Here is a 16365-nt window from a genome sequence, read left to right as displayed (position 1 = left end):
TTGTGTGGTGCGATGTGGCAGACCGTGCGCGAGCCAAGCCCGATGGGGCCTATGAGGGCACTCTTTAGGCAGCCCACGAACGACGAGAGGACTACCCAAATTGCGTGTGACCGCGGGCGTATCGGAAGCTGCTTTCTTTGCTTACTTTCTTTGCAGCAGCAAAGAAAGTGAGTGCCGCCCCGCACAGGGGCAGTGCTAATAGACCGACACGAATACGGGATCCGGCGAAAGCGAAAACGAAATCAAAAGCGGAACCGAAAGCAAAAGCAAAAACAAACCTCAACGCTCGTCATACTTGATATAGCGGAAGCGCTGATCATCCGAGGGAGTGCCCTCGAGCGGCCCATCCTCCTTCCCGGGCTGCCATTGAATGACCTCTTCGATCTTCGAAGCAAGAGCAAAGTCCTTATCCGTGATGCCTTTAGCGGAATGCGTCTTGAGCTTGACGATGACGAACGCATAAGAAACCGTGAGATCCGGATGATGCCAGGCCGCTTCGGCAAGATGCCCCACGGTATTCACGACCATGAGCGTCCCCTTCCAGCTTTCGGTCTTGAACTTGCGCCTGAGCCACCCATCCTCGACATACCAGTGCTTGAGCACACCGGTCAGACGCTGCTTGATCTCCTCATCGGAATAGACCTTCTCGGCTTGAGCCATGGCGAAGCCTCCGCAAAGTTATCGACGCAAGACCCAGTATGCGCCAAACAAAACATGCTGCATCGCGTCATGTCACACGCGCCGCATGACTGTTCGCGTATTTGACACAGTATGTGTCGCCACCCGACAGGAATTCGTCCACTAACGACAGCATCACCCGTCGAATTCCCGATTTAAAGCAACAGAAGTTAAACCGGCATGGAATATGCAATTGGCCTCTCTACGCAAACGTCCGGCCATGTACTGGACGAAGCGCAACTCGTTACCTGCATTTGAAGGCGCGCACGATGCAACCCGGTAGCGTGGTCATCCCTGGGTCGGAGGCATCACCATTCTGGAGGAGACATGAACTTACGCACCCTGGTTCTTGGACTGGCGGTGGCAGCGACGGCAGGCCTGAATTCTTATGTCGCTCAGGCCGACTCGCAGCTCGACAGCCTGATCAAGAATCCCTCGAACTGGGCGGCGCAAGCGGGCGATTACTCGAATCACCGCTATAGCACGCTCAAGCAAATCAACGAAAACAACGTCGGCAAGCTACAGGTTGCCTGGACCATGTCGACTGGTGTGCTGCGCGGTCATGAAGGCTCGCCGCTCGTCATCGGCGACACGATGTATATCCACTCGCCATTCCCCAACAAGGTTATCGCCATCAACCTGAAGGATCAGACCTTCATCTGGCAATACCAGCCCAAGCAGGACAATCAGGTCATATCGGTGATGTGCTGCGATACGGTCAACCGTGGCCTTGCATATGGCGACGGCAAGATCTTCCTCCAGCAAGCCGACACCAAGCTCGTCGCGCTCGACGCAAAAACCGGCGACGTCGTATGGACCGCGACCAACGGCGATCCGAAGAAAGGCGAAACCAACACCAACGCGCCGCACGTTTTCGGCGACAAGGTCCTGACCGGCATCTCGGGTGGTGAGTTCGGCGTGCGCGGCCGTATCGTCGCGTACAACATCAAGGACGGCAAGGAAGTCTGGAAGGCCTACAGCACCGGTCCCGACAACGAAATGCTGATGGACCCGCAGGCGACCATGACCTGGACCGACGGCAAGATGACGCCGGTCGGTGCCGACTCGTCGCTCAAGAGCTGGCAGGGCGACCAGTGGAAGTACGGCGGCGGCACGACATGGGGCTGGTACGCATGGGATCCGAAGCTGAATCTCATCTACTACGGCTCGGGCAATCCGGGCACATGGAACCCGACGCAGCGTCCGGGCGACAACAAGTGGTCGATGACGATCTTCGCGCGCGATCTCAACACGGGCCAGGCGAAGTGGGTCTATCAGATGACGCCTCACGACGAGTGGGATTATGACGGCGTCAACGAGATGATCCTCTCGGACCTGAACATCGGCGGCAAGACCGTGCCGGCGATCGTTCACTTCGACCGCAATGGCTTCGGCTATACGCTGAATCGCCAGACGGGCGAACTGCTCGTCGCGCAGAAGTACGACCCGGCGGTGAACTGGGCCGATAGCGTCGATCTGAAGAGCGGCCTGCCGATTCGCAATGCGAGCTACTCGACGCAGAAGGCCGGTCCCGATCACAACGTGAAGAACATCTGCCCCGCAGCGCTCGGCTCGAAGGATCAGCAGCCGGCCGCATTCGATCCTGGCTCCAAGCTCTTCCTCGTGCCGACGAATCACGTCTGCATGGACTACGAGCCGTTCCAGGTCGATTACGTGTCGGGTCAGCCGTTCGTCGGCGCGACGCTCTCGATGTATCCGGGCCCGAACGAGAAAGGCGCGATGGGTAACTTCATCGCGTGGGATGCCTCGAAGGGCAAGATCGTGTGGTCCAAGCCGGAGAAGTTCTCGGTGTGGTCCGGCGCGCTCGCGACCGCAGGCGGCGTCGTGTTCTACGGCACGCTCGAAGGCTACATCAAGGCAGTGCGCATCAAGGACGGCAAGGAGCTGTGGAAGTTCAAGACGCCATCGGGCGTCATCGGCAACGTGTTCACGTACCAGTACCAGGGCAAGCAGTATATCGGCGTGTACTCGGGCATCGGCGGCTGGGCCGGCATCGGCATGGCGGCGGGTCTCGAGAAGTCGACGGAAGGCCTGGGCGCGGTCGGCGGCTACAAGGAGCTCGCGAAGTACACGGCTCTCGGCGGCACGCTCTTCGTGTTCGCGATTCCGGGCGGTTGATGTTTCTTCGATGTGAATGAGTCGATGTGCGATGCGCGGCGGCTGCAACGGCCGCCGCGCCGCAGCAACACGAAGCACCTCATATACAAGACATGTTCAAGGAGTCAGACGTATGAAAGGCCGATCACTCTTGCTGCTGACGATGACGCTCGCTGCTTCGTCCGCTTCCTTTGCACAGACGCCGCCTGCGATGCCTGCGCAAATCAAGCCGGTCGCGTATAAGGTCGTCGATGGCAACAAGGTAGACAGCGACACGCTGCAGGGCTGGAAGACCTGGCGGGCGCTCGCGTGCGAACGCTGTCACGGGGCGAAGCAGGAAGGGATGGTCGGCCCGTCGCTGATCGATGCTTTCAAGACGCTCGACAAGAATGAGTTTCATCGAACCGTATTCGGCGGTCGCGTGGACAAGGGTATGCCCGACTTCAGCGCGAGCCAGATGATGCAGAAGAACTGGGAGAACCTCTATGCGTATCTGAAGGGGCGCTCCGACGGCAAGATCAACCCGGGCGATCTGCAGGCAATCGATGCAAAATGAAGACGTTGCATGGCCGATTGGCGGCTGACGTCTGATGATTGCTCTCATACCCGGAGGTGTCGATGTCTGATCGTAATGCAAGCCGCGCCGCTTCGTTCCGATTCGTAGCCACGTTATGCGCGGCATTCGCGACGTTCTCGGCGCAACAGGCGTTCGCGCAAGGTGCGCTCGCTCCGCCGCCCGATCTGCCGAACAACGATGGCGCGGACGGTATCCTGCGCGTGTGCGCCGATCCGAACAACATGCCGCTCTCCAACAAGAAGGGCGAGGGTTACGAGAACAAGATCGCGAGTCAGATGGCGAGCGATTTCGGCTACAAGCTCGAATATACGTATTGGCCGCAACGCATGGGATTCGTGCGCAACACGCTGCGCGAGAAAGTGCCGCAGACGGAGCGCTTCAAATGCGATCTGATCATCGGCGTGCCGAAGGGTTATGAATTGACCGCGACGACGCGTCCGTATCTGCATTCCACCTACGCGATGGTGTTTCCGAACAAGCCCGAATACGCGAGCATCAAGACTCCATCGGATCTGATGAATCTGCCGCCGGATCAGTTGAAGAAAATGAAGCTCGGCGTCTTCGTGAAGAGCCCCGCCGTGGACTGGCTGCTTCGCCATGATCTGATCGCTCAGGCTGTGTCGTATCAGGGGCAAAGCGGCGATCCCGAGGCGTTTCCCGGCGAGATGATCGAACGCGATCTGGCGAAGGGCGACGTCGATGCGGCTTTCGTATGGGGGCCGATCGCGGGCTATTTCGCGAATCGTTCCGATAACAAGGTGCGTCTCGTGCCGTTCCCGGCCGGTCAGCCGATTCGCTTCGACTATGAGATTTCGATGGGCGTGCGTTATGGCGAAAAAGCGTGGCGGGACAAGGTCGATAACTGGATTGCATCGAACCAGCCGAAGATCGATCAGATTCTGACCAGCTATCAGGTTCCGTTGTTGCCGTTGCAGCCGGAAAGCGCCCAATGAAGCGGATATACGCGGCTTCTCTTTGCGCGTGGGTTATCGCGCTGGGCAGTGCGATGCCGCGCGTCGCGATGTGTGCGGACGCGCCCGTGGCTTCGGCGCCGATGTCCGTCGATATCAAGCCCGCTGAGCAGTTGCTCTTCATGCAGCCGCATATGACCGGTGTCGAGGCGCAGACCGAGCTCGATTACGCGGTGGATTATTCCGGGCCGCCGTCGAAGGTCAATGACACGTTGCGCGTGCTCGTCGTGAGTCAGGGCAACAGTAAGAACGACGCGAAGGTTTCCGATCGGACGGGGAATGTCAACGTGCCGGGCGGCTTGCCTTGCAATCCGGTAATCATCTATTTTCTGGAGCATGACATCGCGGAGATGGAGCAACTGACGGGCGGTCAGCGGCGCTATTTCCAGCAGCGCGTGAGGATGGCGCTTGCGGCGGGGCCTGCTATCACGCCGGTGTCGAGCGAAGCGCTCGGGCTTGGCAAGCATGCGAAGGCGCAGCAGATCGTCATTCAGCCTTATTTGAACGATCCCAACGCCGAGCGGTTCACCAAGTACCTCGCCAAGCGCTATACGTTCGTCATGGCCGATGACGTGCCCGGGCGATTGCTCATGATTCGCACCGAAGTGCCCGGTGATGGGAACGATTTTGCGCATCCGCTGCAGAAGGAGACGATTGCTTTTCAAGGGACGTTCAGGAATATGGGCGCGCCGGGGAAGCCCTCGAATGCGCCTCGGGCTAGTCGGTGATTTTTTTTTCTTCTTCGCCGGATCCCGATTTCTTAGTGGTCTATTAGCGTTGCCCCTGTGCGGGGCGGCACTCACTTTCTTTGCTGCTGCAAAGAAAGTAAGCAAAGAAAGCAGCTTTTCAGGCCCGCGGTCACACGCAATTTGGGTAGTTCTCTCGTTGCAGATGGCACTCGCCTAAAGAGTGCCCTCATCACAATAACCGGGCTTGGCTCGCGCACGGTCCGCCGCCCGAAAACGCTGAGGACACTGGTTCAGCACGAAACAGCTTCGGCACAGCGCTACGCGCTGCCGCGGGGTCTGCAAGGGAAACCAACGGGCGGCGAAGGCGGCGAGATTGAGACGTTAGTAGAGAAGCACATGCATCCCCGATTGACCGGTCGGCCGCGAAGCGGGCCGGAGCTATTTGGTGCTGAACCAGCGCGTGGTGTGGTGCGATGTGACAGACCGTGCGCGAGCCAAGCCCGATTAGGTGTTTGAGGGCACTCTTTAGGCAGCCCACGATGGACGAGAGGACTACCCAAATTGCGTGTGACCGCGGGCGTATCAGTAGCTGCTTTCTTTGCCTACTTTCTTTGCAGCAGCAAAGAAAGTAGGTGCCGCCCCGCACAGGGGCAGTGCCAATAGACCGACACGATCACAGGATTCCAAAGAAGCCGCAGCGAACCAAACCCGCCCAAAACGACCCCGTGAATTTCATCCGCTCCCTAACCCTGCGTCAGCTGCAAATCTTCGTGATAGCAAGCCGCTGTCCAAGCTTCGCCCGCGCAGCGGAGGAACTGCACCTCACCCAACCAGCGGTATCGATGCAAATCCGGCAACTCGAAGAAGCGATCGGCTTACCGCTATTCGAGCGAGTCGCGCGACGCTTATCGCTGACCGAAGCCGGCGAAAGGCTCTCACATCACGCGAGCCGCATACTCGGCGAAATCAAAGACGCCGAAGACGCCATGATGTCGCTCACACAAGCCGATAGCGGCGCGATAGCGGTGAGCATCGTCAGTTCGGCGACGTACTTCGCCCCCAAGCTTCTCGCGCTCTACAGGCAGCAATATCCCAAGGTCGATGTGCGCTTCTCCGTCGGCAACCGAGAAACGCTCTTGCGTCTCTTGCAGGACAATGCAACCGATCTAGCCATCATGGGCCGCCCGCCGCCCGAACTCGGTACGACCGCCGAGCCACTCGCCTATCATCCGCATGTGATCGTCGCGCCGCTGTCGCATCCGCTGCGTCATGCAAAACAATTCGACCTTCAGGAACTTGCGAACGATACGTTCCTGCTACGCGAACCCGGCTCGGGCACGCGCGCCGTCGCCGAGCATGTCTTTCGGCAGAACCTCTTCGTGCCCGCGCATAGCGTCACGCTCGGCAGCAACGAAACCATCAAGCAGGCCGTCATGGCGGGCATGGGCGTGAGCCTCATCTCGCTGCACACGCTCTCGCTCGAACTGCGCACCGGCGAAATCGCCGTGCTCGACGTGAACGGCACGCCCGTCGAACGCACGTGGCAACTCGTGCATTCACGCTCGAAACAACTTTCGCCGACTTGCCTCGCTTTTCGCCGCTTCCTCCTCGAACACGCCGAACCGTTTCTGGAGCGCGAATACGCGCAGTTCGGCCTGCGCAGACCCAGGCGGCTCGCCGAAGCAAGCGACGTCCGATGAACGTCGCATCGGCCTGCCGTCGCATCACGTTCCTCGTACTAATTGCGTGTGCAACTATCGCGCGTGCGCAGACCGCGCTGCAGGTCACGCAGATCGCGCGCGGTAACTACGCGCATCGCGGTCACGACGATGTCGCGACGCACGAGAACGGCGGCGATATAGCGAATGTGGGCTTCATCGTCGGAACACGCTGCGTCGCGGTGATCGACACAGGCGGCACGCTCGCGGAAGGCCGCGCGTTGCGCGCCGCGATACGCGCTGTCACGCCGCTGCCGGTCTGCTATGTCATCAACACGCACATGCATCCGGATCACATCTTCGGGAATGCGGCTTTCAAGGACGATCATCCGCAATTCGTCGGCAGCGTGACGCTCGCGCAAGCCGAAGCCTCGCGCGCGGACAACTACATGCGCGCGCTCAATCGCGAGTTGGGTAGCGCGGCAGCGGGCAGCGAAATCGTTGCGCCGACGAAGACGATCGACGGAACGGGCACGCTCGATATCGGTGGACGCACGCTCACGCTGCGCACATGGAAAACCGCGCATACCAACAACGACTTGACGGTATACGATGAGAAGAGCGGCACGTTGTGGACGGGTGATCTGCTCTTTGTGCACTGCATTCCTGTGATCGATGGCAGCGTTATCGGCTGGCTCGACGACATTGCGCGCATTCGACAGATGAATCCGCGTCATGTCGTGCCGGGGCACGGTCCGCTCGATCCGCCTTGGACGCAATCGCTCGACGCCGAGGAACGCTATCTCGCCGATCTGGCGCGCGATGTGCGTGCTGCGATCAGGAAGGGCGAAACGATCGGGCAGGCAGTCGATAGCATCGGTCTCGGCGAGAAAGACAAGTGGCTTCTCTTCGACATGTATCACCGTCGCAATGTGACGGCCGCTTATGCGGAGCTCGAATGGGAGCAGTAGTGCAGGACTGGAGGGACATCATGAAGACAACATGGTCCGGCGTTCGCGCGATGACGGTCGCGAGCCTCGCCGCCGCGGCGCTCTCGCCGTATGCCGCGCAGGCGGCGCAGCCCGACGACGATCCCGACAAGGTGGCGCGCTGGATCGACTTCAGGGAAGGGACGTTCAAGGGCCGCACGATCGACACGCACGGCGATGCGGTCATCAAGCTCGACGCCCCCGCGCGCGCAGCCGATGCCGCCGTCGTGCCGATCGCGATCAACGCGCAGTTTCCGCAATCGCCCGCGCGTTACATCAAGAAGCTCTATCTCTTCATCGACGAAAATCCCGAGCCGTATGCAGGATCGTTCGAGTTCACGCCGGAATCGGGACTCGCGACGATCGAAACGCGCGTGCGCGTGGAGGACTACACGTTCATGCGCGCGATTGCTGAGACGAACGACGGCAAGCTCTATAGCGCCGTTCGTTTCGTGAAGGCGTCGGGCGGATGTTCCGCACCCGCCGACAAGGACGAAGACGCGGCCGAGCGGACAGCGGGACAGGTCCGTCTTCAGGCCGAAGGTCAGGCCGTGGCGGGCAAGCCCGAACTCGCGCAACTGATGGTGCGTCATCCGAATCGAACCGGCATGGCGATGAACCAGGTCACGCGCAACTACGCGTCGGCGTATTTCATTCGCAAGGTGTCGGTCACGTATGCGGATAAGCCGGTGATGACCGCGAACGTCAACTTCTCGATTAGCGAGAACCCGAATTTCCGCTTCTATTTCGTGCCGAGCGGAAGCGGCGAACTGAAGGCGTTTATCGAGGATACGAAGAACAAGCATTGGGACGGCGCCGTGGCGGTCAACGCGCAACCGGGCAGCGCGCAAACATCGGCGATGAAATGACGGTGCGCCGCTTGCGAGCGCTGTTCTTCACGCTGCTCTTGGCTGTCAGCACGCTCACGCATGCGTCGATGAGCGGCATGCCCGCACCTGTCGCCATTGCGCCGGGCGTGTACGCGTTCATCGGCGACAACGATGCCGTCGCGCCCGCGAATCACGGCATCGTCGCGAACAACGGCTTCATCGTCGGACAGGACGGCGTGACAGTCATCGACACAGGTTCGTCTTATCGCTATGGCCGCGCGATGATCGAAGCGATCCGCAAGGTCACGCCGTTGCCGGTGAAGCTCGTCATCATCACGCATCAGGCGCCCGAGTTCGTGTTCGGCGCGGCCGCGTTTCGCGACGAGGGCGTGCCGATCCTCGCGCACGCGCGCGCCGCGCAATTGATTCGCGAACGCTGTTCGATTTGTCTCGCCAATCTGCGCAAGACGCTCGGCGAAGATGAAATGGCCGGCTCGCGCGTGACCGTTCCCGATCAGACGGTAAACGGCACGACGGAGGTCGAAAGCGGCGGACGCAAGCTGCAACTGCTGCACTTCGGTCCTGCCAGCACGCCCGGCGATCTCGCCGTGCTCGACACGCAAACCGGCGTGCTGTTCGCGGGCGGGCTCGTATCGAATGGACGCATACCCGAGCTGCGCAACGAGCAGATTTCCGGCTGGCTCGCCGCGCTCGAGAACCTGCGCGGGCTCGACCTGAAGACGGTTGTACCCGGCTTCGGCAAGCCCTTGCGCGGCGACGACATCATGCGGACCGGCACGTATCTGCGCGAGCTCGAAGCCGCGGTGAAGCAAGCCTACACGAGCGGCGTCGGACTGACCGAAGCGATGCACACCGTACAGGTGCCCGCGTTCAGGAACGACAAGCTCTATGCGACCGCGCAGCCGCAGAACGTGCAGCGCATCTATCTGCAACTAGAAAAGCAGTAGCGCGTTGACGCAACCTTTCTTCCAACGCCGTACAACTACCAGGAGACACAACGATGGCCCAGCTCGTAGCGCTATATAAAAATCCGTCCGACCCGCAGGCATTCGACGACTACTATGCGTCGACTCACGCGCCGCTGGCAAAGACGCTGCCGGGCCTGCGGCGCTATGAGATCAGCGCGGGACCGGTCGTGGCGGCATCGGGAGAATCGCCATATCACCTCGTCGCGCTGCTTCAGTTCGATTCGCTGGAAGCGATCCAAGCCGCATTCGACTCGCCCGAAGGCCAGAAGACCGCCGGCGATCTCGCGAATTTCGCGCAAGGCGGCGTCGATCTGCTGATGTTCGATTCGAAAGAAGCCTGACCGACCTTCATGCCTTCGGAGATGCAACCGCGTCTCCGAAGCGCGTCGCTTTCCTCAGCTTATTTCCCCGAACGCAAGACCCGCGTCGCCGAATGGGGATGCTGCACGGTTTTATATCCATCGATACAATACGTTTTGTATCGGACGATATAAAACGTCCGTCCTTCAATTCGACGGAGCGGGATCATGGCGCGACCGCGCAATTTCGACGAGGACAGCGTGCTGCATGCCGTTGCCGAAGCGTTCTGGACGCACGGCTACGACGGCACGTCCACACGCGACCTCGTGCAGTACACGGGCCTTACACAGCCGAGCCTCTATAACGCTTTCGGCGACAAGCGCGCGCTCTTTCTGCGCGCGCTCGATCACTATCTCGAACACACCTTGCGCGAGCGCATCAACAGGCTCCAATCCACGATGACGCCCGATCGCGCGATCAGCGCGTTCTTTCGCGAGGTCGTCGAGCGTTCGGTGTCGGACGAGCATCGGCGCGGCTGCATGCTCGTCAATGCGGCGCTCGGCGCATCGCCGGAAGACGAAGCGTTTCGCGAGCTCATCGCGGAGGAGATGTCGCTGATGCGCGCGTTCTTCGAGCGCTGCCTGAAGGCCGGATTCAAGAGCGGCGATATCGAGCGCGTGATGCCGGCCGATGCCGCCGCCACGAATCTGCTCGCGGTGCTGCTCGGCGTGCGCGTGCTCGCGCGCGTCGATCCGAAGCCCGCGTTGTTGATCGGCGCCGTCGCGCCGACGCTGGCGATGCTGAGGCTGCCGCCGCTCGGGCTCAGCGTCGGCAAGCGTTAAGGCCTTCGTATCCATTCACGTCACGTTGTCCGTCCGCGTGCAAGCGCTGCGGCCGGGGGAGTCGTCATCATGTCGGAACAAACGGTATCGGCCGTCAGCGCCGATCAGCCCACTGCGCTCGATGCCCGCACTTTCTTCGCGATGCTCGCGGGCTTTTGCGCGAGTCTCGTCGCCATCGGCCTTGCGCGCTTCGCCTACACGCCGCTGATTCCGCCGCTGATCGAGGCGCACTGGTTCACGTCTTCCCAAGCGGTGACGCTCGGCGCCGCCAACTTCGCGGGCTATTTCGCGGGCGCGCTCTTCGGCCGCGCGATCGCCCATGCGCTCACGAATCGTCACGCGCTGCGGCTGCTCATGGCGATCGCGACGGTGGCCTTCTTCGCCTGCGCGTTTCCGCTGTCGATTGCCTGGTTCTTCGCGTGGCGGTTCCTTTCGGGCTTGTCGGGCGGCGCGATCATGGTGCTCGTCGCGACGACGATCCTGCCGCATGTTCCGCCCGCGCGTCGCGGCTTCGCGAGCGGGATGATCTTCGTCGGACTGGGCTTCGGCATCGCTGCATCGGGCACGCTGATTCCGAAGCTCCTTCATCACGGATTGCACGATACGTGGATGGGGCTCGGCGTGTTTTCGCTGATATTGACGGCGATTGCGTGGTTCGGATGGCCCGCGTCGAATCCTCCTGCCGTCGCAAAGCAAGATGCGGCAACGCATTCGAACACGCACGGCAATACGCGTTTGCGCCTGCTGTATGGGCAATATGCGGCGAACGCGCTCGGCCTCGTGCCCGTGATGATCCTGCTCGTCGATTGCATCGCGCGCGGCTATGGCCGAGGCGCCGAAGTGGGCGCGAGCTATTGGGTGCTGTATGGCGTCGCGGCCATCTTCGGGCCGCTCGTCTGCGGCAATGCGGGCGATCGCATCGGCTTCGGCATGGCTTACCGTTTTGCGCTGCTGGTGCAGGCGTGCGCGGTGGCGTTGCTGGCTTTATCGGCGAATCCGTATGTGATCGGTGTCGCGACGGTGGCGCTCGGCATCTCGACGACCGGCATCGTGCCCCTCGCGCTCGGGCGCGTGCATGAACTGCTGCCGCACGATCATACCGAGCAGCGTGCGGCATGGAGCAGGGCGACGTCGGCGTTCGCGTTGTGTCAGGCGCTTGCCGGATATGGCTACTCGTTTCTGTTCTCGCATACGCATAACGATTACGCGCTGATTTTTGCGTGCGGCACGTGTGCGCTGGCCGTTGCGTTCATTGCGGATATCGTCGTGAACCGCAAGCGCGCCGCGAGCTAATCGATGTGGCCGGAAGTCGAATCGTCCGCTTCGACTTCCGGGTCTGCGACGCTCAAGTCCTCGCGTCGATGATTGATGACGAGAAACACGCTCATCAGCGCGAGGAAGGCACCGACCAGCATTGCGGCATTGATGAAGACACGTTCATAGCCGAGCTCGGCGACGTTGATGAACGGATAGGGATAAAAGTCGGAGAGACGTCCGCGCCACAGCGTGATGCAAAGATAAGACAGCGGATAGACGAGCCAGAGCGCGCATCGTTTCAATGAAAGGTGAAAGCGCGGCACGAAGAGATACCAGTACAAGGCCGCGAGCGCGGGCACGATGGTATGCAGCGATTCGTTGACGAGCGCGCGATAGCCCGATGGTGTCCATAGATAGCGCAGCAACGCGTTATAAGCGATGCCGACGAACACGATATATACGACGACCGCCGTGACGACGGTCGGTTTGCGGAAGAAGCGCGCCAGGGGGAATCGCGCGCGTGTTGCAACGCAGGTGAAGCAGAACGCGGTCAGCGATACGGTCAGGTTCGTCAGGTAGCTGCTCATGCGCGCGAGGCCGTCGAAGACGGTGAAGCCGCGATTGACGAGACGCGCGATGGTGATGTCCGTCTGCGCCGCGAACGCGAGCCACGCGATCATCGCGATGGCGGCGGCCAGCGCGAGCGATGCGGTGCTGGGCGTGTGAAGCGGCAACTCGGGTTCTTGCCGGGGAGGTTGGCGGGACGTGTTCGACATGACGCCATTTTACGTGCGCGCCAGGCGACTGCACCGACGATCGCGTCAGCCGTCACCGCATGAAGCGTGGAAGGCCAAAGATCCAGCCTGGCGCCCGTTCGAGACACGTCCGATCTGGTGCACGGCAAACTCGACTTATAAGTATCCGTGCTTCGCCCTCGAGGAAATCCAGACATGATGTGGCGGGGATTTCCCGGATGCGCACAACAACGTTCGTCTCGCTTGGAAGTGCGGCGGGGCGCAATCGATACGCACGGAGTGCCTCGCGTCGACCCGCTCACCCGAGCCTGACAACCGCATCCCTCAACGCCGTCCTCAACCCTTCCTCGACCACCGGGTGATAAAACGGCATCCGCAGCATCTCATCGACCGTGAGCTTCATCTGCAACGCCCACGCCAGCAAATGCGCGATGTGTTCCGCATCCGGCCCAATCCATTCCGCCCCGACGAAGCGGCGGCTCGCGCGATCGACATACACATGCATCAACCCGCGATTTCTGAGCATCACGCGGCTGCGGCCTTGATCCTCGAAACTCACTTCGCCCGTCACGAACGACTCGGGCTTAAGGTCGACATGACGCGAGCCGACCATCGCAATGCCCGGATCGGTGAACGCAATTGCAATCGGCGCGCGACGCTCGACCGCTTCGACATGCGGATAACGCGCCGCATTCGTGCCCGCCGCGCGTCCTTCGTCGGCGGCTTCGTGAAGCAAGGGCAGCACGCCGTTCGCATCGCCGGCGATGAACACCGGATGAGCGCCCGCCTGCAGCGTGAGCGGATCGTAGACCGGCAAGCCAACGTCATCGAGTGCAAGCGATGTATTGCTCAAAGCCAGCCCGCCGACATTCGGCTTGCGCCCGGCAGCGACGAGCACGTAATCAAAGGTTTCCTCGATCGACTCGCCCGCATCTGACACATAGCGCAAACGCACTTCATCTCCTTCGCGCACGGCGGCCTGCACTTGCGCAAACGGCTCGAAACGAAACGCTTCGCTGAACACACGCCCGGCATACGCACGCACATCGGGATCGGTGAAAGGCCCGACGCGCCCGCGCGCGCCCAGCAGCGACACACGCACGCCGAGCCGCGCCAGCGCCTGACCGAGTTCGAGGCCGATGACGCCCGCGCCGATCACCGCAACGCGCTTCGGCAAATCGTCCCACGCGAACACATCGTCGTTGATGATGGCGCGATCGCCGAGCGCGCGATACATCGACGGCATAACGGGACTCGACCCCGTCGCGATGACGATGCTCTTCGCCTGTACCTTCGTATCATCGCCCACTTGCAGCAGGTTATCGTCGATGAAGCGCGCGTAGCCGGTGAGCTTGTCCGCATCGGGCATCGCATCGACGCCCGCGACGACGAAGCTGACGAAACGATCGCGCTCGCGCTTCACGCGCGCCATCACTTCGCGCCCGTCGATGCGCAGCGCGCCATCGATATGCACGCCGAACGCCGCCGCGTGCGCCGCGTGATGCGCGGCATCGGCCGCTGCGATGAGAAGCTTCGACGGCATACAGCCGACGCGCGCACACGTCGTGCCGTGCGCGCCGCCTTCGATGAGAATCGCCGAAGCGCCCGCAGCCTTCGCCGCGCGATACGCCGAAAGTCCCGCGCTGCCCGCGCCGATGATGGCGACATCCGTATGGATCGTGTTCATGATGAAGTCCCGAGTGATTGATGCAGTTGCGGATCATCATGAAGCGCGGCGCGCAAATCGTGAATGCTCGTTCGTATCGCTTTTCTGCTCGATCGTCTCAACTCGCGACGCATCGAAGTGATGTATTCATCTAGACGTCTCATGCGCGTCACTATCTCGTCATGTTCGCTTCCTAGAATCTCCCGAACTTTTCAGCGCGCCATGTGAGCGCGCCCATCGAGGGAAGCTATGGACGCAATTCGCATCGAGCGTCTCACCAAGACGTTCCGGAATGGCCGCAAGGCGCTCGACTCCGTCGATCTGCGCGTGGAAGAGGGCGAGATGGTCGCGCTCATCGGCGCTTCCGGATCGGGCAAGTCGACGCTTCTGCGGCACATCGCAGGCTTCACGGCATCCGACCCCGCGCCGTCGCACGTCACGTTGCTCGGCCGCCCGATCCAGCAGAACGGCAGGATCGTGCGTGAAGTGCGCTCGATACGCCGCGACGTCGCCTTCGTGTTTCAGCAGTTCAATCTCGTCGGACGTCTTTCAGTGCTGACGAACGTGCTGATCGGCGCGTTGTCGCGCGTGCCGTTGTGGCGTCGCATGTCCGGGCGCTTTCCGCGCGACGAACGCTCGCTCGCGATGGATTCGCTCATTGCGATGGGCATCGGCGAACACGCGTTCGAACGCGCGAGCAATCTGTCGGGCGGTCAGCAGCAGCGCGCGGCACTGGCACGCGCGCTCGTGCAGCGTGCGCGCATCGTGCTCGCGGATGAACCGATCGCATCGCTCGATCCCGAATCGGCGCGACGCGTCATGGAACTCATGCAGACGCTCAATCGCGAGCGCAAGCTGACGGTCGTCGTGTCGCTGCATCAGATCGATGTCGCGATGAAGTACTGCCCACGCACGATCGCGTTGCGCGATGGCCGCGTCGTCTTCGATGGCGCGAGCGAGCGTCTCACGCCCGAGGTGCTGCACAAGCTCTACGGATCGTCCGCCAGCGAACTGCTTGCGCATCACGTAGCGCGGACGCACGCCGCGGAACCTCAACTCAACGTCAACTCCTGGATCGCATCATGAAAAAATTTCTGGCCGGCGCCGCGCTCGCGTCTTGCCTGCTGACGCAATCCGTTCTTGCCGAGACGATCAACTTCGGCATCATCTCGACGGATTCGTCGGCCGCGCTCAAGCAACGCTGGCAACCGCTCATCGACGATCTGAACAAGCAGACGGGTCTCGACGTGAAGGCCTACTTCGCGACCGACTACGCGGGCATCATCGAAGCGATGCGCTTCAACAAGGTGCAGATCGGCTTCTTCGGCAATGCATCGGCGATCGAAGCGGTCGATCGCTCGAACGGCGAAGTCTTCGCGAAGGTGAAGTACAAGAACGGCGAAGCGGGCTATTACTCGCTGCTCATCACGAACGCGAACAGCAAGTGGAAATCGCTCGATCAGGTGCTGAAGAACACGAAGGAAATCAATCTCGGTTTCGGCGATCCGAACTCGACGTCGGGCACGCTCGTGCCGTCGTATTACCTCTTCGCGAAGAACGGCATCAACGCGAAGTCGTCGTTCAAGAGCGTGCTGCCGTCGAGCCATGAGGCGAACATGCTCGCGGTCGTCAACGACAAGGTCGATGTCGCGACCAACAACACCGACATGCTCGACACCATCAAGACGCAACATCCCGAGCTGTATCCGAAGGTGCGCGTGTTGTGGAAGTCGCCGCTCATTCCATCGGACCCGCTCGTATGGCGTCGCGATTTGCCGCAAGCGACGAAGGACAAGCTGCGCAACTTCTTCGATCATTACGCGGAAAAGGACCCGCGCGAACAAGCGGTGATGACTGCGATCTCGGGCTATTCGGGCTTCGCCGATTCGTCGAACGCGCAACTCGTGCCGATTCGTCAGATGGCGCTCTTCCAGAAGAAGCAGCAGGTGCAGAACGACGCGCATCTCGACGACGCCGACAAGAAGGCGCAGATTGCCGCGCTCGATCAGAAGATCGCCGCGCTCGACACGACGGCGGCGAAGTAAA

The 16365-nt window shown here is 61.2% G+C and carries 16 protein-coding genes; 13 read left to right on the top strand and 3 right to left on the bottom strand.

Annotation, left to right across the window (positions count from 1 at the left end; all coding sequences use genetic code 11):
* Window positions 1–279: 279 nt before the first annotated feature.
* The gene (locus tag NCS03_RS19685) at window positions 280–660 is read right to left on the bottom strand and encodes a 4a-hydroxytetrahydrobiopterin dehydratase (protein ID WP_250529628.1); all 381 of its coding nucleotides are present in this window, start codon (window positions 658–660) and stop codon (window positions 280–282) included.
* Between the two features lie 345 nt (window positions 661–1005).
* On the opposite strand from NCS03_RS19685, the gene NCS03_RS19680 reads away from it, so the two are divergent.
* From NCS03_RS19680 to NCS03_RS19630, 11 genes are all read left to right on the top strand, one after another.
* Entirely contained in the window at window positions 1006–2817 is a 1812-nt protein-coding gene (locus tag NCS03_RS19680) for a methanol/ethanol family PQQ-dependent dehydrogenase (RefSeq protein WP_008354360.1), read from the top strand.
* A 112-nt stretch (window positions 2818–2929) separates the two neighbouring features.
* Entirely contained in the window at window positions 2930–3352 is a 423-nt protein-coding gene (locus tag NCS03_RS19675; RefSeq protein ID WP_008354361.1) for a c-type cytochrome, read from the top strand.
* Window positions 3353–3414: 62 nt separating this feature from the next.
* The gene (locus NCS03_RS19670) at window positions 3415–4326 is read left to right on the top strand and encodes a substrate-binding domain-containing protein (RefSeq protein ID WP_008354362.1); all 912 of its coding nucleotides are present in this window, start codon (window positions 3415–3417) and stop codon (window positions 4324–4326) included.
* Complete coding sequence (locus NCS03_RS19665; protein ID WP_502801532.1) at window positions 4323–5072, top strand: hypothetical protein; 750 nt, start codon at window positions 4323–4325, stop codon at window positions 5070–5072. The genes NCS03_RS19670 and NCS03_RS19665 overlap by 4 nt, the downstream gene beginning before the upstream one ends.
* Before the next feature lie 686 nt (window positions 5073–5758).
* Window positions 5759–6733 (top strand): LysR family transcriptional regulator, encoded by a 975-nt coding sequence (locus NCS03_RS19660; RefSeq protein ID WP_033536897.1) that lies wholly within the window; start codon window positions 5759–5761, stop codon window positions 6731–6733.
* Window positions 6730–7662 (top strand): quinoprotein relay system zinc metallohydrolase 2, encoded by a 933-nt coding sequence (locus tag NCS03_RS19655; RefSeq protein WP_250529626.1) that lies wholly within the window; start codon window positions 6730–6732, stop codon window positions 7660–7662. The genes NCS03_RS19660 and NCS03_RS19655 overlap by 4 nt, the downstream gene beginning before the upstream one ends.
* Before the next feature lie 20 nt (window positions 7663–7682).
* Window positions 7683–8549, top strand: coding sequence for a quinoprotein dehydrogenase-associated SoxYZ-like carrier (locus NCS03_RS19650; RefSeq protein ID WP_250440781.1), 867 nt, complete (start codon window positions 7683–7685; stop codon window positions 8547–8549).
* Window positions 8546–9478: an MBL fold metallo-hydrolase gene (locus tag NCS03_RS19645; RefSeq protein ID WP_250529625.1), complete on the top strand. Its 933-nt coding sequence runs from the start codon at window positions 8546–8548 to the stop codon at window positions 9476–9478. The genes NCS03_RS19650 and NCS03_RS19645 overlap by 4 nt, the downstream gene beginning before the upstream one ends.
* Window positions 9479–9531: 53 nt before the next feature.
* Entirely contained in the window at window positions 9532–9840 is a 309-nt protein-coding gene (locus NCS03_RS19640; RefSeq protein ID WP_250529624.1) for an EthD family reductase, read from the top strand.
* Window positions 9841–10026: 186 nt separating this feature from the next.
* Complete coding sequence (locus NCS03_RS19635) at window positions 10027–10641, top strand: TetR/AcrR family transcriptional regulator (protein WP_250529623.1); 615 nt, start codon at window positions 10027–10029, stop codon at window positions 10639–10641.
* A gap of 69 nt (window positions 10642–10710) precedes the next feature.
* Window positions 10711–11934, top strand: a complete 1224-nt coding sequence (locus NCS03_RS19630) for a YbfB/YjiJ family MFS transporter (RefSeq protein ID WP_250529622.1) — start codon at window positions 10711–10713, stop codon at window positions 11932–11934.
* On the opposite strand, the gene NCS03_RS19625 is transcribed toward NCS03_RS19630, so the two are convergent.
* Both NCS03_RS19625 and NCS03_RS19620 read right to left on the bottom strand, forming a co-directional pair.
* On the bottom strand, window positions 11931–12674 hold the full coding sequence (locus NCS03_RS19625; protein WP_250440779.1) for a Pr6Pr family membrane protein: 744 nt from the start codon (window positions 12672–12674) through the stop codon (window positions 11931–11933). The two genes, NCS03_RS19630 and NCS03_RS19625, sit on opposite strands and share 4 nt — an antisense overlap.
* Window positions 12675–12951: 277 nt before the next feature.
* Window positions 12952–14340: a dihydrolipoyl dehydrogenase gene (locus NCS03_RS19620; RefSeq protein WP_008354374.1), complete on the bottom strand. Its 1389-nt coding sequence runs from the start codon at window positions 14338–14340 to the stop codon at window positions 12952–12954.
* A gap of 228 nt (window positions 14341–14568) precedes the next feature.
* Here NCS03_RS19620 and phnC point away from each other — a divergent pair, with 228 nt between their 5' ends.
* Both phnC and phnD read left to right on the top strand, forming a co-directional pair.
* Window positions 14569–15405 (top strand): phosphonate ABC transporter ATP-binding protein, encoded by an 837-nt coding sequence (gene phnC / locus NCS03_RS19615; protein ID WP_250529621.1) that lies wholly within the window; start codon window positions 14569–14571, stop codon window positions 15403–15405.
* The gene (gene phnD / locus NCS03_RS19610; RefSeq protein WP_250529620.1) at window positions 15402–16364 is read left to right on the top strand and encodes a phosphonate ABC transporter substrate-binding protein; all 963 of its coding nucleotides are present in this window, start codon (window positions 15402–15404) and stop codon (window positions 16362–16364) included. Before phnC ends, phnD begins: the two co-directional genes overlap by 4 nt.
* The last annotated feature ends 1 nt before the right edge of the window (window position 16365 follow it).

It is taken from the genome of Caballeronia sp. ATUFL_F1_KS4A, assembly GCF_023630905.1.
GTDB classification, from domain to species: domain Bacteria; phylum Pseudomonadota; class Gammaproteobacteria; order Burkholderiales; family Burkholderiaceae; genus Caballeronia; species Caballeronia zhejiangensis.
Note: the sequence above shows the minus strand (reverse complement) of the source record. Positions and strands in the feature narration are given on the sequence as shown.